The 17,739-nt window shown below is 53.7% G+C and carries 20 protein-coding genes; 19 read left to right on the top strand and 1 reads right to left on the bottom strand.

Annotation, left to right across the window (positions count from 1 at the left end):
- Positions 1-12 precede the first annotated feature (12 nt).
- From PRECH8_RS04430 to PRECH8_RS04380, 11 genes are all read left to right on the top strand, one after another.
- Positions 13-792: an SDR family NAD(P)-dependent oxidoreductase gene (locus PRECH8_RS04430; protein WP_200965890.1), complete on the top strand. Its 780-nt coding sequence runs from the start codon at positions 13-15 to the stop codon at positions 790-792.
- A complete protein-coding gene (locus tag PRECH8_RS04425) occupies positions 746-1,672 on the top strand; it encodes a polysaccharide deacetylase family protein (protein WP_200965889.1) in 927 nt (308 codons plus the stop codon). The genes PRECH8_RS04430 and PRECH8_RS04425 overlap by 47 nt, the downstream gene beginning before the upstream one ends.
- Positions 1,665-2,645, top strand: coding sequence for an ABC transporter ATP-binding protein (locus tag PRECH8_RS04420; RefSeq protein ID WP_242457434.1), 981 nt, complete (start codon positions 1,665-1,667; stop codon positions 2,643-2,645). The genes PRECH8_RS04425 and PRECH8_RS04420 overlap by 8 nt, the downstream gene beginning before the upstream one ends.
- 2 nt (positions 2,646-2,647) lie before the next feature.
- A complete protein-coding gene (locus PRECH8_RS04415; RefSeq protein ID WP_200965887.1) occupies positions 2,648-3,700 on the top strand; it encodes an ABC transporter ATP-binding protein in 1,053 nt (350 codons plus the stop codon).
- Positions 3,697-5,673: a S9 family peptidase gene (locus PRECH8_RS04410; protein WP_200965886.1), complete on the top strand. Its 1,977-nt coding sequence runs from the start codon at positions 3,697-3,699 to the stop codon at positions 5,671-5,673. The genes PRECH8_RS04415 and PRECH8_RS04410 overlap by 4 nt, the downstream gene beginning before the upstream one ends.
- A 33-nt stretch (positions 5,674-5,706) precedes the next feature.
- On the top strand, positions 5,707-6,840 hold the full coding sequence (locus PRECH8_RS04405) for a M20 family metallopeptidase (protein ID WP_200965885.1): 1,134 nt from the start codon (positions 5,707-5,709) through the stop codon (positions 6,838-6,840).
- Positions 6,841-7,307: 467 nt separating this feature from the next.
- Positions 7,308-8,258: a ring-cleaving dioxygenase gene (locus tag PRECH8_RS04400; protein WP_200965884.1), complete on the top strand. Its 951-nt coding sequence runs from the start codon at positions 7,308-7,310 to the stop codon at positions 8,256-8,258.
- Complete coding sequence (locus tag PRECH8_RS04395; RefSeq protein ID WP_200965883.1) at positions 8,255-8,872, top strand: alpha/beta hydrolase; 618 nt, start codon at positions 8,255-8,257, stop codon at positions 8,870-8,872. Before PRECH8_RS04400 ends, PRECH8_RS04395 begins: the two co-directional genes overlap by 4 nt.
- A 200-nt stretch (positions 8,873-9,072) precedes the next feature.
- Positions 9,073-9,849, top strand: coding sequence for an NUDIX domain-containing protein (locus PRECH8_RS04390; RefSeq protein ID WP_200965882.1), 777 nt, complete (start codon positions 9,073-9,075; stop codon positions 9,847-9,849).
- A gap of 70 nt (positions 9,850-9,919) precedes the next feature.
- On the top strand, positions 9,920-10,474 hold the full coding sequence (locus PRECH8_RS04385; protein ID WP_200965881.1) for a cysteine hydrolase family protein: 555 nt from the start codon (positions 9,920-9,922) through the stop codon (positions 10,472-10,474).
- Positions 10,475-10,494: 20 nt separating this feature from the next.
- Positions 10,495-11,976, top strand: coding sequence for a nicotinate phosphoribosyltransferase (locus tag PRECH8_RS04380; protein ID WP_200965880.1), 1,482 nt, complete (start codon positions 10,495-10,497; stop codon positions 11,974-11,976).
- Between the two features lie 47 nt (positions 11,977-12,023).
- Here PRECH8_RS04380 and PRECH8_RS04375 read toward each other — a convergent pair whose 3' ends face one another.
- Positions 12,024-12,212: a hypothetical protein gene (locus PRECH8_RS04375; protein WP_200965879.1), complete on the bottom strand. Its 189-nt coding sequence runs from the start codon at positions 12,210-12,212 to the stop codon at positions 12,024-12,026.
- Positions 12,213-12,422: 210 nt separating this feature from the next.
- Here PRECH8_RS04375 and PRECH8_RS04370 point away from each other — a divergent pair, with 210 nt between their 5' ends.
- The 8 genes from PRECH8_RS04370 to PRECH8_RS04335 all read left to right on the top strand — a co-directional run bounded on the left by PRECH8_RS04370 (position 12,423) and on the right by PRECH8_RS04335 (position 17,600).
- Entirely contained in the window at positions 12,423-12,869 is a 447-nt protein-coding gene (locus PRECH8_RS04370) for a GNAT family N-acetyltransferase (RefSeq protein WP_200965878.1), read from the top strand.
- A 46-nt stretch (positions 12,870-12,915) separates the two neighbouring features.
- Entirely contained in the window at positions 12,916-13,281 is a 366-nt protein-coding gene (locus tag PRECH8_RS04365) for a DUF4180 domain-containing protein (RefSeq protein WP_200965877.1), read from the top strand.
- Positions 13,282-13,526: 245 nt separating this feature from the next.
- A complete protein-coding gene (locus tag PRECH8_RS04360) occupies positions 13,527-13,772 on the top strand; it encodes a hypothetical protein (RefSeq protein ID WP_200965876.1) in 246 nt (81 codons plus the stop codon).
- A gap of 149 nt (positions 13,773-13,921) precedes the next feature.
- Positions 13,922-14,380: a GNAT family N-acetyltransferase gene (locus tag PRECH8_RS04355; protein WP_200965875.1), complete on the top strand. Its 459-nt coding sequence runs from the start codon at positions 13,922-13,924 to the stop codon at positions 14,378-14,380.
- 233 nt (positions 14,381-14,613) lie between these two features.
- Positions 14,614-15,402, top strand: coding sequence for an SDR family NAD(P)-dependent oxidoreductase (locus PRECH8_RS04350; RefSeq protein ID WP_200965874.1), 789 nt, complete (start codon positions 14,614-14,616; stop codon positions 15,400-15,402).
- 95 nt (positions 15,403-15,497) lie between these two features.
- Positions 15,498-15,998, top strand: coding sequence for a CYTH domain-containing protein (locus PRECH8_RS04345; RefSeq protein WP_200965873.1), 501 nt, complete (start codon positions 15,498-15,500; stop codon positions 15,996-15,998).
- A gap of 21 nt (positions 15,999-16,019) precedes the next feature.
- Positions 16,020-16,502 carry a DUF456 domain-containing protein gene (locus PRECH8_RS04340; protein WP_200965872.1) on the top strand — a complete coding sequence of 161 codons (483 nt, stop codon included), beginning with the start codon at positions 16,020-16,022 and terminating at the stop codon, positions 16,500-16,502.
- Between the two features lie 99 nt (positions 16,503-16,601).
- Positions 16,602-17,600, top strand: coding sequence for a helix-turn-helix transcriptional regulator (locus PRECH8_RS04335; protein ID WP_200965871.1), 999 nt, complete (start codon positions 16,602-16,604; stop codon positions 17,598-17,600).
- Positions 17,601-17,739: the final 139 nt, after the last annotated feature.

Here is a 17,739-nt window from a genome sequence, read left to right as displayed (position 1 = left end):
AGAGTGAGAAATATGGATTACGGAGATCAATTCAGAGGCAAGAAGGTCGTCATCACCGGTGCCGCCGGCATCTTCGGCCGCTGGATCGCGGAATCCTTCGCAAAGGCGGGCGCCAAGCTGTGCCTGTCGGATATCCGGGAAGAAGAACTGAAGGCGATGCTCCAACTGCCAACCCTGCAGCAATCGGAAGTTTGGTATCATCGCACGGATCTGACGGACCCGCGGCAGATCCAGCAGCTGGCGGCGGAAGTAGCGGCAAGGTGGACTGCGCCCGACATCCTGATCAATAACGCCGGCGTCTATCAACGCCAACAGCTGATGGACATGTCCCTGGAGCAGTGGCAGGCCTCCATCGGCGTGAATGTCACCGCGCCCTTCCTGCTGACCCAGCTGCTGGCGAAGCAGATGATCGCCGAGGGGATTCGAGGTTCGATCATCAATATCAGTTCCGGCGCGGCATATACGACTCAGATCGGAGGCGGACATTACTCCGTGGGGAAGGCGGCCTTAGCGATGCTCACGAGGGCATATGCGCTGGAGCTCGCGCCCTATCGCATTCGCGTGAACAGCGTGATCCCGGGATTCGCTCCGGGCAGCGAGGTCAGCGCCTTGTCGGAGGAATATGTGCAGAACATGATCGCGCAGATTCCTCTGGGGCGCACCTCCGGTCCCGATGATGCACCGCAGGCGATCTTGTATCTGTGTTCGGAAGCAGCTTCGTTTGTCACCGGCAGCACCTTGCATGTTGACGGCGGCAAGAGTGCCGGAACCTACCGAAAACCAGAGAAGTGAGTGGAGCAAGATGAGTGCAAACGGCAGCATACATGAACGTACCTATCGATGGCCCGATGGAAAACGCTCGGCAGCAGCGTTTTCCATTGATTTTGACGGGGAGACTCCTTATCTGTGGCGCACGCGTCATGCACCGTCCAGCGCCATCGCGGAATTGGAACAGCGGGCCTTCGGACCGCGGCAGGGCATCTATCGGATCTTGGAGATGCTGGCACACCTGGAGATTCGTGCGAGTGTGTTCATCCCCGGTTGGATCGCTGACAAATATCCCGAAGCGGTGGAAGCAATCGCCGCCGGCGGTCACGAGATCGGACTGCACGGCTATCTGCACGAGAATGTGCAAGCGCTGAGTACGGAAGAGATCGAAGAGACGATCGTGCAGGGGAAGGAAGCGATCGAGCGGATCATCGGACCGCGCCCCATGGGTTACCGCTCGCCTTCGTGGGAATTGACGCCGCAGACCATCGAACTGCTGAAGCGGCACGGCATCCTCTATGACAGTTCGCTAATGGGCTTCGACCATCCTTACTGGATCGACGGCCTGCCTGAAGTACCGGTGCAGTGGCTACTCGATGATGCGATCTATTTCCGCTTCTTCGGCGGTTATGCCGGACCGCCGCCGACGAATCCGCAGATGGTGACCGATCTTTGGCGGCAGGAGTTCGAAGGGATCAAGCGCTTCGGCGGATTATTCCTGCTCACCGTGCACAGCTGGCTGAGCGGCAGGGGATCCAGAATCCTTGCGTTGGAGAAGATGCTTAGCAAGATGCGGGAAGATCCCGAGATCTGGTGGGCGACCTGTGCTGAAATCGCTGCCTATCATAGTCAGCATTATGTAGGGCAATTCCATGTATCAACGAAGGAGTGGCAGCATGACTAAAGCGGTGTTAAGTGTTAAGAATCTAACCGTATCCTTCAAGCAAAGCGGCGGCCGCGTGGCAGCGCTCAGGAATGTGTCGTTTACGCTGAACCGCGGTGAGATCCTCGGGCTGGTCGGTGAAAGCGGCAGCGGCAAAAGTTTAACGGCATTAACTATCATGAAATTATTGCCCCAACAAGCGCAGATCGAGCAAGGGGAGATCCGCTTGGAGGGTGAGGTCATCAGCCGCCTGTCGGAGAAGGAGATGCGGCGATACCGCGGCAGCGAGGTGTCGATGATCTTCCAAGAGCCGATGACGGCTCTTAACCCGCTCGCATCCGTGGGCAAGCAGATCGAGGAGATGCTGACGCTGCACAAGAAGCTGAGCAAAAAAGAGAAGAAGCAAAAGGTCATCGAACTGCTCACGGCCGTCGGCATCCCTGAACCGGAACTCCGATACCGGCAATATCCCTTCGAGCTGTCCGGCGGCATGCGGCAGAGGATCATGATCGCCATGGCCCTTGCCTGCGATCCCAAGGTGATCATCGCCGATGAACCGACCACCGCTCTGGATGTGACGATCCAGGCTCAGATCCTCGATCTGTTGAAGGAGATCAAGGCGGCGTTCGATACCTCGATCCTGCTGATCACCCATGATATGGGGGTGATCGCCGATGCCGCCGATCGGGTGGCAGTGATGTACGGCGGCCGTTTGATGGAGATGGCAGGCGTAGAGGAGCTGTTCGAACGGCCGCGGCATCCTTATACCGTCGGGCTGCTGAAGAGCATGCCGGACATGACCAAGGTCAGCGAAGGCGAACTGGCGACCATTCCTGGTTCCGTACCGGACCTCAAACAGATGCCGGAAGGCTGTCCATTCCATCCGCGCTGCCCTTATGCAACAGAGAAGTGCCGCAATCAGATGCCGCCGCTTGTGGAAGACCATGAGGGGCATGCCGCAGCATGCTGGCATCCGGTGAAGGGAGTTGGGTGAGGATGCGTACACGATCAAGTGAGAGAACGGAGCATAAGGATGCAGGAGTGGAGGTAAGAGGAGCGCAGGCAGCGGAACCTCTGGTGAGAGTTGAGCAACTAAAAAAATACTACGGTGATCCAAACAAGAGATTCGCACTTAAGAAACCGCGAGTGGTGAAAGCCGTTGACGGCGTGAGTTTTGATCTGTTCCCCGGTGAGACCCTCGGACTCGTGGGGGAGAGCGGATGCGGCAAATCAACGACGGGACGGGCGATCCTACACTTAGAACGCCCAACGGCCGGCAGAGTCGTCTTCGACGGCCGGGATCTATCGGAACTAAGCAGCGAAGAACGAAGACGGCTGCGAAGAGAGATGCAGATCGTGTTCCAGGATCCTTATTCTTCGTTGAACGCGCGGATGAAGGTTCGGCAGATCCTGGCGGAACCCTTTAAGATCCACGGCTTGCACCGCGGGCAGGAGACGAAGCAGGTGCAGGAACTGCTGGAGATGGTCGGCCTGCCGCGTTCCAGCATGGACAAGTACCCCCATGAATTCTCCGGCGGGCAGCGGCAGCGGATCGTCATCGCCCGGGCGATCGCCCTGCGGCCGAAGTTCATCGTTTGCGATGAGCCGGTGTCCGCATTGGATGTTTCCGTGCAGTCGCAGATCGTCAATTTGTTCGGACGGCTGCAGAAGGAGCTCGATCTTACTTATCTGTTTATCTCCCATGATCTGTCCATCGTGCGGCATGTCAGCGACCGGGTCGGTGTGATGTACCTGGGCAAATTGGTGGAGCTCGGAAGCAAGTCGGATATCTTCCAGGATGCGAAACATCCCTACACGCAGGCATTGATGAGCGCGATTCCGGTGCCGAATCCGAAGCTGCAGCGCGAGCGGGAGAAGATCACCCTGCGCGGTGAACTGCCCAGCCCGCTGAATCCGCCAAACGGCTGCCGTTTCCATACCCGCTGCCCATGGGCGCAGGAGCTTTGCCGGCAAGCGGAGCCTAAGTGGCAGGAAGTGAAACCGGGGCACTGGGCGGCTTGCCACTTCGCGGAGGAAGGAGATCGATGAGCGCCATGCTTAAACCTCAGGATATGAGCAGGATCATCCTGCTGGGAACACCGGCCGTCCATCCCTGCGATCAAGAGCGGGTGGTGCTGGCCAAAACTCAGATGTCGTTGGAGCAGGATGCTTATCTCAGCCGTTTGGTCGTCTATCACACAGGAACCGGCGCTGAAGAACCATTGCTGCCGGATGCGGAACAAGGGGAGCTGCCTCAGGACCACAGCCCGAAGTGGTCGCCGGACGGGACGAAACTTGGGTTCCTGCGCAAGGTTCGGGGCGTGGATGAACTGTGGGTGTATCATATGGAGGAGCGCACCGCTGAGCGCCTGACCCCTGAGGTGAAGGTAAAGGAATATGTATTCAGCCCGGATGGGCGCAAGGTGGTCTACACGAGCCGCGTCAATGATGTGAATCCGACGGCTTATCGGATCACCCGTCTTCGCTATAAGTTTGACGGCGAAGGCATGACAAACGGCTATGTCCAGCTGTTCCTCCTCGATCTGGAGACAGGCGAGGTCCAGCAGCTGACGACCCGCCGCTCCGATCATCATACGCCGGTGTTTACGCCGGATGGTCGCAAGCTGTATTACGTTTCAGATTATCCGGAGGATGATGATCGGGATAAGTTCCCGACCATTCATGTGCGGGACCTGGCTGCGGGAGAAGAGACCAGCTTCCGTCCTGCGGTCAAATCCATCTCCGCCCTGTATCCCGCTGCGGACGGCTCGCTGATGGGCATCGGCAAGCGGCATATAGCTGAAAGCACAGAGTTGGATAAGTGGTTCCGCATAAATCTTCAGAAAGAGGAAACGATCTGGCTGGATCATCTGCCGGAACTGCACATCGGCAGCCATCTGATCAGCGACAGCAAGCGGCCGGGGGCTGCGAGGATCGCTGCGCCGGCTGCCGGCGGTGAAGCCTTCCTCTTCCTTGCAACGGAACAAGGGCTGCAAGCTCTGTACCTGTTCAAGGTGAAGGAAGAGAAGGTGGCGCGGATCCCTCTGCCGCTCAATGTCATCGCCTTCGATCTGGCATCTTATGATGAACAAGAGATCCGTTTCGTGTTCGTCGGGGATTCCATGCGCCGGCCGGGTGAGTTGTATCATGCCGTATGGCGTTACGCTGAAAAGATCGAGATTACAGCGTTAACGGATGACCATGCCTCCTTCGCAGCCGCTCTGCCGCCGGCAGAGATACGCGAATACCGCGTTCGTTCCAAGGATGGACTCGAGATCCAAGGCTGGTCGATGACGCCGATGGATGAGCAGGGAGAACCGGTCCAACGGAAGGGGACGCAGCTGTGGATCCACGGCGGTCCGCATCTTGCCTACGGCTCGGCCTTCCATTATGATTTCTGGTACTGGGTGAGCCTTGGCTATCGCGTGCTTTGCTGCAATCCCCGCGGCAGCACGGGCTACGGGCAAGCCTTCGCCCGCGCTGTGGTCGGCGATTGGGGCGGCGGCGATGTCGAGGATCTGTTCGGATTCCTGGAGAAGGTTCTTGCTGAGGAAGGAAGGGACGAAGGGGAACCATTGTATCTGCTGGGCGGAAGCTACGGCGGGTACCTTGTCAATTGGATCATCGCCCATGATCACCGCTTCCGCGCGGCGGTAACGGAGCGGTCTATCTGCAATCTGTACAGCAAGATCGGCAGCAGCGACAACGGCTTCTACAACAACCTCCACCAGTTGGGCGGGACCATGGATCTGTGGACGGATGAGCAGGCGATCATGGCGCGTTCACCGATCCGCTATGCCCCGCAGGTCGAGACGCCTGTGCTGATCATCCATGCGGAACAGGACCACCGCTGTCCGATCGAGCAAGCGGAGCAATGGTATATCGCGCTGAAGCGGCTGGGTAAGGAAACAGCGTTCTTACGCCTGCCCGGCGCTTCTCATGCTTATGTGACGGCGGGCAAACCGCAGCAGCGGGCGGCAAGGCTGCAAGCGATCGAGGCGTGGCTGGCGGAATATCGATGAGAGGATGCAGAGCTTATGAAGGAGACAGCGCCTATGAGTGAATGGAAAGGATATATCGCAGAGCAATTGCCGGATCTGCTGACAGATCTCGAGAAATTGGTGAACATGGACACGCCTTCACGCAACAAACCGCTCATCGATCAGGCGATGAAGTTCGTGATCGAGCGGTTTCAGGCGTTGATCGGCGGCCGGGTTGAAGTGATCCCGCAGAGCGAGCGGGGGGATCAAGTGAAACTGCATCTTGGGCAGGGGGAAGGACAGATCCTGATCCTGACCCATCTGGATACTGTCTTCCCGGAAGGCGAGGCAAGCTCTAGGCCGTTCCGGCAGGAAGGCGGACGGTTATACGGGCCCGGCGTGTTCGATATGAAATGCGGACTGCTGCAAGGACTGTATGCGATGCATACTGTCGCCAAGTTCGGTGCGCCGAAGAAGAATATCGTGCTGTTCGTCAATACCGACGAGGAGATCGCCAGCACGACCTCGCGCCGCTGGATCGAGGAGGAGGCGGCGAAGAGCGATGCGGTCTTCGTCCTCGAACCGGCCTTAGGTCCGGATGGCAAGCTGAAGACCGCCCGCAAGGGAGTCGGCCGCTTCACCCTGGAGATCGAAGGCGTTGCCGCCCATTCGGGCATCGACCACAAGAGCGGCGTCAGTGCATTGGAGGAGCTGGCCCATCAGATCCTTTATTTGCAGGGATTGACTGATTATGAGCAGGGCTCTACGGTGAATGTGGGCACGGCTTCCGGCGGCACGGCCTTCAATATCGTCAGTCCCTATGCGAAAGCGGAAGTGGAGGTCCGGGTGGAGAAACTGCAGGAGGCCGAGCGGCTCATGCATCTCATCATGAATCTGAAACCCGTCCTGGCGAAGACGAAGCTCACAGTAACCGGCGGCATGGTCCGCCCGCCGATGGAGCAAACGCTGAATCGCCGCCTCTATCAGGATGCCAAGGATATCGCGGCGGCACTCGGCTTCGACTTTGGTGAAGCCTCGACGGGCGGGGCGAGCGACGGCAACTTTACAGCGGCGCTTGGCATCCCGACCTTGGACGGCTTAGGAGCTGTTGGCGCCGGCGCTCATACCGAAGAGGAATACGTCGAGCTGGATCACATCGTGCCGCGGACGGCTTTGTTGGCTCGTCTCTTGCAGAAGTACAGCTCATAATTGAAGCGAATCGGAGGAGGGCAGCCGCAGATCGTTTGCTTGGGACGAACGATGCGGGCTGTCCTTTTTTTTTGGAATCATGCGTGTAATAACGGAAGCGAAATTTCCTCTATTTGCAGATTTCCTTGATTTTGCATGACATAAGGTCATTCAAATTTCTGTTATTTTCGATAAACCGGGGAAAAATCCATAGAAACAGTGTTTATTCATCAAATAAGAGAAATCTAACTACCCCTATTTTCAACAAACAGCTGTTTCTTGATAAATAACGGAAATCCCGCTTCCCTTATTCTACCTTCCCCCTCATACCAAGGTCATAAACGGCTGATCATCATACTCCTTACACGAATGGTACATATTGTATATGGGAAATAGTCGCGTAAAAAAATGTACTGTGTTATATTTATCTTAATTTCAAGAAAATAAACTCTAGGACAATATCGTGTCGATTAGGAAGGGAACGGATCATGGCATTAAAAACCTACGGCATCCATCATATCACCGCATTTGTGCGGGATGCCCAGAAGAATGTTGACTTTTATGCGGGAGTCTTGGGTCTAAGGCTTGTGAAGAAAACGATCAACTTCGACGCACCGGAGGTGTATCATCTGTACTTCGGCAATGAAGTGGGCAGTCCGGGAACGATCATCACGTTCTTCCCCTTTGAGGAAGGGCGCAAAGGAAAAGTAGGCAGCGGACAAGTCGGCATCACGACTTATGTGATTCCTCCCGGTTCGATGTCCTTCTGGAGGGAGAGACTGCAGAAGTTCTCCATCCCTTATACGGAAGAGAAACGGTTCGGCGAGACGTATCTACGCTTGGAAGATGTGGACGGCTTACAGATCGAGCTGGTCGAACGCGAGGAAGGAGCGGCCAGCAAATGGTCCTTCGGCGGCGTGCCGGCGGACAAAGCGATCAAAGGATTCGGCGGTGCTGTGCTGTACAGCTTGGCTCCCCAACATACGATGTCCGTCCTTGATCATGTCATGGGTCTGGAACGCATCGCAGAAGAGAACGGCTTCGTCCGCTTCCGCACCCTTGGCGACATCGGCAACATCATTGACGTGAACATGCATGAGGTGCCGCGTGGTCACGGCGGTGCAGGAACTGTTCATCATATCGCATGGCGGGCGAAGGATCTGGAGGAACAGGAGCAGTGGAGACAGCATGTGGCAGCATCCGGTTTACAGCCGACGAATATCGTCGATCGGAATTATTTTACCGCGATCTATTTCCGGGAATACGGTGGCATCCTCTTCGAGATCGCTACGGATCCCCCAGGCTTCGTCACTGATGAAACCTATGACGAGTTGGGCACACATCTTAAGCTGCCAGAGTGGTATGAACCGCATCGCGCCTATATCGAACGGGGGCTGAAACCTTTCGAAGTACGCGTACTAGAGGAGGATCGGGTATGAAGCATATCTACCAGCAGGGATCGGATCCTCATGCACCAACACTGCTCTTGCTGCATGGCACTGGAGGAACCGAGCGTGATCTGTTGCCCTTGGCAGAGATGATCGACCCGACTGCATCGGTGCTGAGCGTGCGCGGGAACATCCTGGAGAACGGGATGCCCCGGTTCTTCCGCAGACTGGCTGAGGGCGTGTTCGATGAGGAGGATCTGATCTTCCGCACCCATGAACTGCATGATTTTGTTCAGAAGAGCGCGGAGCAGTACGGGTTCGATGCGAAGCGAGTCGTTGCCGTCGGCTACTCCAATGGTGCGAATATCGCCGCGAGCATGATGTTCCATATCCCTGGGGCGCTTAAAGGGGCCATCCTGCATCATCCGATGGTGCCCCGCCGCGGCATCGCGCTGCCAGATCTAGCCGGTACTCCCGTGTTTATCGGCGCAGGGCGCAATGACCCGATCTGTTCTCCTGAGGAAAGCGAAGAGCTGACCAAGCTGTTAGAAGGCGCAGGAGCGAAGGTCTTCGTACACTGGGAGGATCACGGTCACCAACTTACGCGCACGGAAGTTGCTGCTGCCGCAAAGTGGTACAAGGAGCAGATCGCGGGACAGGACTAAACCGGCGGCAACGGAGCGTAAACCGCATATCGCCGCAAATATTGGAGACAGATCAATACAGGAGCAAGCAATGCCGCGTTGGACGATCCGACGCGGTTCATTTTCGATTAATTTGTGCTTGACTTCACAAGCCATCGGAGTTACTATATCAATTAACAAAAAGTTAATTGTTAATTGACAGGGAGGGAGTATTGCCGTCCATGTCCAACCAAGAAGCGCTGGCTCACTACAATGTAAAGAAATACCGCACTCCCGATGGCTATACTTCGGATATCGCCGTATTCACCATCATCTCGAAGGGCAGAGTCCCCTATAAACCGCCGCAGATGGAACTGAAACTCATGCTCATAAGACGCAGCTTGACGAACAGCGAGGGGCTGCCGAATATCGAAGGAGGAAAATGGGCACTTCCCGGGGGCTTCGTCAATGAGAATGAGACCTCTTATGAGACAGCGCTGCGCGAGCTGAAAGAAGAAACCGGAGTGGAGCAGATTCATCTCCAGCATTTCGGCGTCTATGATCGGCCGGGGAGGGATCCGCGGGGATGGATTATCACCAATGCCTTCTATGCGATCGTACCGGAATATGCGCTGCAGAATCGGCAAGCCAAGGATGATGCGGCAGCGGTTGAACTGTTCACCATACAGGAAGCCTTGCAGTTAGATCTGGCCTTTGACCATGCTGAGATCATTCGCGATGCGGCAGCGGTCATCTCCAGAGAGCTGCTGGGCACGACGATCGCACGAAGATTCCTGCCCGAGGAGTTTACGTACTCCGAGCTGCGCGCCGTGCTGCTAACCGTAACCGATGATCCTGCGATCGTCAGCGATGCGGCTTTCGCCCGTAAGATCAAATCTCTGCCGTTCATTGAAGAGGTAAAGGGCAAGAAAACGACGCGCACCTCGAAGAAGCCGACGCAATTGTATCGTTTCAACGATATTGAGATTAACCAATCCATCTATACCGCAACCTATTAAGGTCATCACTCGTCGATCTCATGCTCGATTGCGGTTTATTTTATAAACATGCAAGAAGGAGGAAGTCAGGATGACGAAGAAGAGAGCTTTGATCAATGTGGATTATACTTGGGATTTTGTTGCTGATCAGGGGGCGTTAACCTGCGGGCAGCCAGGACAGGCGATTGAACAGGAGATTATCAGACTGACCAAAGAATTCATCGAAGCAGGGGATTTCGTCGTCTTCGCCATCGATGTGCACAAGAAGGACGATCCCTATCATCCGGAGACGAAGTTGTTCCCGCCGCACAATATCGAGGGAACGGACGGCCGGAAGCTGTATGGAGAACTGCAAGAAATTTATGAACAATATAAGGATCAAGATCATGTATACTGGATGGATAAGACGCGTTACAGCGCCTTTGCCGGCACGGATCTGGAGATTCAGCTGCGGGCAAGAGGAATTACGGAGATCCATCTCGTCGGCGTCTGCACGGACATCTGTGTCCTGCATACGGCAGTGGATGCCTATAACAAAGGCTTCGATATCGTGATCCATGAGAAAGGCGTGGCCAGCTTTGATCCGCAAGGACATGAATGGGCGCTTCGTCATTTCAAAGGAACATTGGGAGCCGCAGTCATCTAAGAGCGTGGAGGGACTACTTGATGAACCAATATTCGGATAACAGCTTGGCTTTGCACACAGACAAGTATCAACTGAACATGGTGGAAGTCTATTGGCGGCAAGGGCTGCATCATCGCAGAGCCGTGTTCGAGATCTTCTTCCGCAAGATGCCCTTCGGCAATGGTTACGCCGTGTTCGCTGGTTTGGAACGCGTGGTGGAATATCTGCAAAATTTCCGCTTCACGGAAGAGGATATCGAATATTTGCGGCAAGAGGGGTATGCGGGGGATTATCTGGAGTTTCTAAGCCAACTTCGCTTCACCGGCACCGTTCGTTCGATGCGGGAAGGGGAACTCTGCTTCGCCAACGAAGCGATCATGCAGATCGATGCTCCATTGGCAGAGGCGCAGCTGATCGAAACGGCAATCCTTAACATCGTTAACTTCCAAACCCTAGTAGCTACCAAGGCTTCGCGCATGATGCAAGCGATCGGCGAAGGATCTGCCTTGGAATTCGGCAGCCGCCGGGCGCAGGAGATCGATGCGGCGGTCTGGGGAACCAGAGCCGCTTATATCGCCGGTTTCGATGGAACGTCCAACGTTCTCGCCGGCAAGAAATTCGGCATCCCGATCGTCGGCACCCATGCCCATGCGATGGTGCAGGCTTTTAGAGATGAGTATGAAGCCTTCAAGAGCTATGCCACTCATCATCGCGATTGCGTCTTCGTCGTCGATACGTATGATACCCTGCGTTCGGGCGTGCCGAATGCGATCCGCGTCGCGAAGGAATTCGGCGATCGCATCAACTTCAGAGGGATTCGCTTAGACAGCGGAGACCTGGCCTATCTCTCGAAGGAGGCGCGCAGAATGCTCGACGAAGCCGGCTTCCCGGATGCGAAGATCACTGCTTCGAATGATCTGGACGAATATACGATCATTAATTTGAAAGCGGAAGGAGCGCGGATCGACAGCTGGGGGATCGGGACGAAGTTAATCACCGCCTTCGATCAGCCGGCGCTTGGTGCGGTGTATAAACTGGTAGCGATCGAAGACGAGAACGGAGAGATGCAGGATACGATCAAGATCAGCTCCAATCCGGAGAAGATCACAACCCCCGGGATCAAGAAGGTCTATCGGATCATCAACAAGGGGAACGGCAAGGCGGAGGGCGACTACATCACCCTGCAGGACGAGAATCCGCAGCAAGAGACGAGACTGAAGATGTTCCATCCGGTTTACACGCATATCGCGAAGTTCGTCACCAACTTCGAAGCTCGAGAACTGCATACGACGATCTTCGAGAAGGGCACACTCGTCTATGATCTGCCTGATATCCATACGATCCGCGAGTTCGTGAAGCAAAACTTGGAACTCCTGTGGGATGAGTACAAACGGCCGATGAACCCCGTGGAATATCCCGTTGATCTTAGTCAAGCCTGTTGGGACAATAAGATGAACCTGATTCACAGAGAACAGGAGAAAGTCCGTCAGCTGATCTATGCGCAGGAACATGAGGTAGAATGAGGAATATCACCAAAGATCCAAAATAAAAACTAATGCCGCAGCCGGCATTAGTTTTTATTTTGTCTCTTCACCGTGAAGTTGGTAATCGTCCCCAGAATAGCGCTGGTTGCGAGCGTGGGAACGATGAGCCGAAAGAAGATATCCGGCGTCAGTTTGTCCATGAGATAGATGATGCCGATCGTAACGAGATAACAGAAGATAAAGAATACAACATAATCGATTTTCCGAATTTTCACGCTGATCACCTCAACATTTGTCACGGATTATATCACAGATCAGTTGTACTGTACACAGGTTCTGATTCAGACTAAGATGCCGGAATAAGATGCAACGCCCCCTTCTAGTCCTCGATGTTAAAGCATGGTATGATTGGATAAAGTCTGAATCGGAAGATGGGGTTGCATCCGCTGGAATATAAACAACGAGACGAGAAAGGACGGGGAATCATGAGCAAACCGATCGTTCGCACCATACGAGAGGAAGAGCTGCCGCAGCTGCTCGAGCTGTACCGCTATCTAAACGAGGATGACCCGGTCTTGGATCCTGCCGAACTGACGGATCACTGGCGGGCGATGCTGGCCGATGAGAGGATGAAGATCATCGTCACAGAGGTGGACGGGAAGCTCGCGGCTACTTGCGTCCTCGTATTGGTGCTGAATTTGACAAGGGGGGCAAGGCCCTATGCCTTGATCGAAAACGTCGTGACCCATGCTGATTATCGGCGTAAGGGTTATGGACGCATGGTGCTGGAGCACGCTCTGGAATATGCACGCAATTTCAATTGTTATAAGGTGATGCTGCTTACGAGTTCTAAGATGGAGGGGGTACATGATTTTTATGAAAGCTGCGGCTTCCGCAAGGGAACCAAAACGGGATTCGAATATCGTTTCTGAGGTAAGAATCAGGTAATCATTACAGCAAGAAAAGGGGAATCGTTGATTGAGAATCTTAACAGCTAAGAAAAACGGCGTCGAGATTGCTTTGGTTCAGAGCGAGGGGATCATCTTAAAGGACGTACAATCCGCGCTCGATCTAATGGCGACGGTGCGCTACGAGACGGGCTGCGTACATATGGTGATTCATAAATCATCGGTAGTTGAGGAATTCTTCGACTTAAAGACACGGCTTGCCGGCGAAATCTTGCAGAGATTCATCAATTACCACATGAAGATCGCCATCGTGGGAGATTTCTCCGTCTATTCAAGCCAGAGTCTGCAGGATTTCATCTATGAATGCAACAAAGGCAGGGACGTTTTCTTCGTCCTTACGGAGGAAGAAGCATTGAAACGATTAAGCCAAGTGTAAGTGCTGAATCAGGTCAGGACCGCCCAGCTGCGATCCTGATTTTTTTAAGATTTCTGAACGAAAATCTTAAATTTGTTAGCAGGACAAAACCTCTTATGCGCGAACTCAACAACATGTACGCAGCATCTTCGACCTGTAAGCGTCTTGGCATTGACGATCCCTCCGTTAATTATTAAGATATAGGGATTAAGATTTGTCGAAGCAGATCAGAATTTCTAGCGGCAGAATTATGGGAGGTTATTTTCATGAAACTGCTAAAGGGCAAGTTGTTCGGATGGATCCTGCTGCAAGGACTACTGCTGTTGGTGGACATCGCAGCGATCGTGTATATCGTGAGCAATTTCTCGGAACTGGTTCAAACGGATCAACTGGACGGCTGGATGTTCAGATGGCTGCTGCTCACGGTGGCCTGGATCTTCGGTACGTACAAGGTCTATGAATGGTACAAACAAGGGAAGTTCCACGAGCCTCAAGACAACGATAAACAGTAAATAATCATGCGATGACATGAGTTGGGACTAAGAGGGATTCAAGCTCTGGACATCTATATTCAGAAAAATCGTCACTACCATCCTAACAAGCCCAACGACGGCAACAACAACCACAATTAATCACTGATCATGAACAAGGATGTGCTTCTATGTTTGAAGATGTGAAATCATTGCTCAAGGACATTCCAGAACTGGTGGAACTGCTCAGTTACAGCATCGTTCCTGCCCCGGAACCGGAAGAACTGGAACAGATCGTAGAAGAATACCGGACGAATCCAAGCTGCCGGATCTATGCGCTTGCTTACGAAGACGAATGGATCGGCATCATCGGTTATGAGAAACAAGAGAACGGCGTTATCGAAATCCGCCACATCGCCGTTCATCCCGGCATGCGAGGCAGCGGCTTCGGACGCGGCTTAATCCTCGAACTCATCGGAGTTGAAGAGGATGCCAAGGAGCTTTATGCCGTCACGACGGATGAGATGGCGGTAGATTTCTTTCGGAATATCGGGTTTACCATAGAGAGCATCGACGAGTTATATCCCGGGATCGAACGCTTCAGATGCAGATATCTCATCGATGAGTCTGTCATCGACGAGGATGAGTGATTTGTAAGGCGGAACAATATGACGAATGCTGCCGGATGGAAGCGAACCGGTTCCGCTGCTCTCGACACGATCTTGAATCATACAAGATGGATCAACGCATCGACCATAGGGATGGCGGCGGAATATCGCGTATGAACTCAGATCCTGAAGATTAATCTTATTGCCTCGGGAATGTCTTGTGCGGGCATTCCCGCAGCACGCTTGCGTGATTATGAACGTGAGGAGAGATACATATGAACGCACAGTTTCAAGGAAAGATTGCCGTCGTCACCGGAGGGGCGCTGGGGATCGGGCAAGTGTTGGTCAAAGAGTTCGTGCGAGCTGGTGCGAAGGTTGCAGTCATCGATATTAATCAGGAAGCAGGGGAGCGGCTTGGGCAAGAGATCCGCGCCCAAGGCGGCGAGTTGCTGTTCTATCATGGGGACATCAGTGAGCAGGCTGCTTTAGAAGAGTTTGCAGCTCGCGTCGTTGAACATTACGGTGCTGTTGATTATCTGATCAACAATGCGATGACCAGTTACAACGGCATCCTGTCCGATTGTTCCTTCGATGACTTTACGAAGGCATTGAAGATCGGCGTTACTGCACCGTATTATCTAACCAAGCTGTTGCTGCCGCATTTTCGCGAGCATGCTGCGATCGTCAATCTGTCCTCGACGCGGGCTTTTCAATCGCAAGCGGACTCCGAAAGCTATACAGCGGCTAAGGGCGGGATCACCGCATTAACCCACGCGTTAGCCGTCAGCCTCGCTGGGAAGGTTCGCGTGAACTCCGTGGCTCCAGGATGGATCGATACCGGTCACACCTATGATCAGAACTATGTGCCTGAGCACACCGAAGAAGATCTTCTTCAACACCCAGTGAAGCGAATCGGCCATCCCCTGGATATCGTGCGGACGATCTTCTTCCTATGCTCTGAGGAGAACAGCTTTATCAACGGACAGAATATCACCGTCGACGGCGGTATGAGCAAGCTCATGATCTATACCGGGGATGAAGGCTGGTCGTATAAGGCGACGTAACGACATTACCGGGAATTCGTTATACATGCATGTGGAATAGAGTATCTGGACAAGTATTCTTAGCATATAGTCGTTTTCATATAGGAGGTAAAACCTTGGCCCTTGAAGTGGAACGAAAATTTCTGCTGACTGCATATCCGGATTCGCTCATCCAAGATGGGACGATCGAGGTGCAGAAAATTCAGCAGATTGAGCAGACTTACCTGGCCTTGGCAGATGGCGAGGAGCTTCGCATACGGCGGTTAACCGATGTACAAACATCGGCTTCTGAATATGTGCTCACCTATAAGAAGGGATATGGAATGGTGCGGGAAGAGCTGGAACAACCGATCACGGGCCAGCTGTATGATGAGTTGATGAGAATCTCGCGTTTGATCCCGCTGACCAAAGAAAGAACGACGGGCCGGCTGCCTGCTTCCGATACGATCATCGAGATCGACCGGTACAGTCATCATCCATTGGTTGTCGTGGAAGTGGAATTTCCGAATGAGGTCGCAGCCCGGCGCTTCGAACCTCCGTCTTGGTTTGGACCGGATATCAGCTCGGACAAACGCTACAGCAACAAAGAACTGTGGCGCCGCTTAAATCAGATCTAACTTTAGAGATTAGGTGAGATTATGATCGTTCTCGCGTGGATCCTCGTGATCCTGCTGTTCATCATCGGAATGCTGGGAACCATCTATCCGGTCTTGCCGGGTGTTCTTGCGATCTATGGGGCATTTTTCGTCTATGGATTCATGGTCGGCTTTGAGGAATTCGGCATCTGGTTCTGGTCGATCCAGACGCTGATCCTTCTGATCCTGATCATTGCCGATTATACCGTCGGCGCCATAAGTGTGAAGAAGGTGGGCGGCAGCCGCGCCTCGGTAATCGGAATGACCATCGGTCTTCTCATCGGTCCCTTTGTGATCCCTGCAGTTGGACTGATCCTGGGGCCCTTCCTGGGGGCCGTACTGGGTGAACTGACGCAGAACCAAAGCCTCAATCACGCGCTTAAAGTCGGCTTGGGGTCCTTGATCGGTTTATTCTCCAGTGTCGTGATGAAGATCGTCTTGCAGCTGATCATGATCCTGATCTTCTTCATCTGGATAATCTTCTGAATGAATCCCTGCATTACAGCAAATATTTAACATCAATGGTGACACATAAGCTGTCACCATTTGTTTGTTATAGTGGACTTGTTCCAGGAGGGAGAAGCGATGCGAAAGCTGGATCGGCTCATGGCCATCGTCATGGCGCTGCAGCATCGGCCGGAAACTGCGCAGTCATTGGCGGACAAATTAGAAGTATCCAAGCGGACCATCATCCGTGATATGCAAGCTCTGTCGGAGATGGGGGTGCCCATCTATTCGCTGCCGGGACCGCAGGGCGGCTATCGCTTGATGGAGGGATACAAGCTGCCGCCGCTCCATCTTACGTCGGATGAAGCACTGGTGGTGATGTTCGCGCTGAATGCGATGACGAAGATCGCGGATACACCGTTCAATCAAGCTCGCTGGACCGCATTGGACAAGATCCGAGCGATCTTGCCGGAGCAGACCCTGCATGAGATCGAACCGCTTCTAACCCGGCTGGAACTGGATATCCCAAGCCGCGAGTACTCCACTCCGCATCTGGAGACCATCGTGCGTCATGCAGCGGCATCCAGATGGATCCGCGTATATTACCGTTCTGAGAACCGTCAGCGCTGGCTGCATCTTAAGCCGAAACGTGTCTATATGGCTCACGGGTTTTGGTATACGGAGGCGTATTCTCTAGAGCATCGTGAAACAAGAACCTTCCGCATTGACCGCATGTTAGAGATCCAAGAGCTGGAGAAGCCGCCGCGCGAGGAGCCGATCGAAGAGGAAGCACAGGCCGCAAAGCTAAGCGGCCATATCCGCATCCGAGCAGCACTCACTTACAGAGGAGCGCTGCTCGCCGAACAAAACCGCTATATCGGGCAGCAGGTCAAGCAAATCAGTGATGATCAGTGGCTGCTTGATTTCATGTGTCCTTTAGAGGAATGGCAGTGGGCGGTTAAGTTTTTCTACAGCTTGGCTTTAGATGCGGAAGTGCTCGAACCCTTGCAGCTACGAGAAGAGGTGCGGCATATGGCTGAACAGGTGAGCGCAAGATATGAGCAGGTCCCGGAGGAAGTTGAGCTTGCGGCAGACATGCAAACGGAAGATAAGGAAGATAAGGAGCTATTCCTGTAATGAATTAATTTGCGGTTTGAAAAGAAAAAGCGCCTCCTGTATGCTGGGTCTCGAATGTTGCGCACATTCACTGCCCTAATAAGAGGAGGACGCTCTAGATGAAGCATAACCAATCGAACAAGCAAAATCAACGGATTTC

The organism is Insulibacter thermoxylanivorax (assembly GCF_015472005.1).
Lineage (GTDB): Bacteria > Bacillota > Bacilli > Paenibacillales > DA-C8 > Insulibacter > Insulibacter thermoxylanivorax.
The sequence above is the reverse complement of the archived record's forward strand: the minus strand, read 5'-3'. Positions and strand labels throughout refer to the sequence as shown.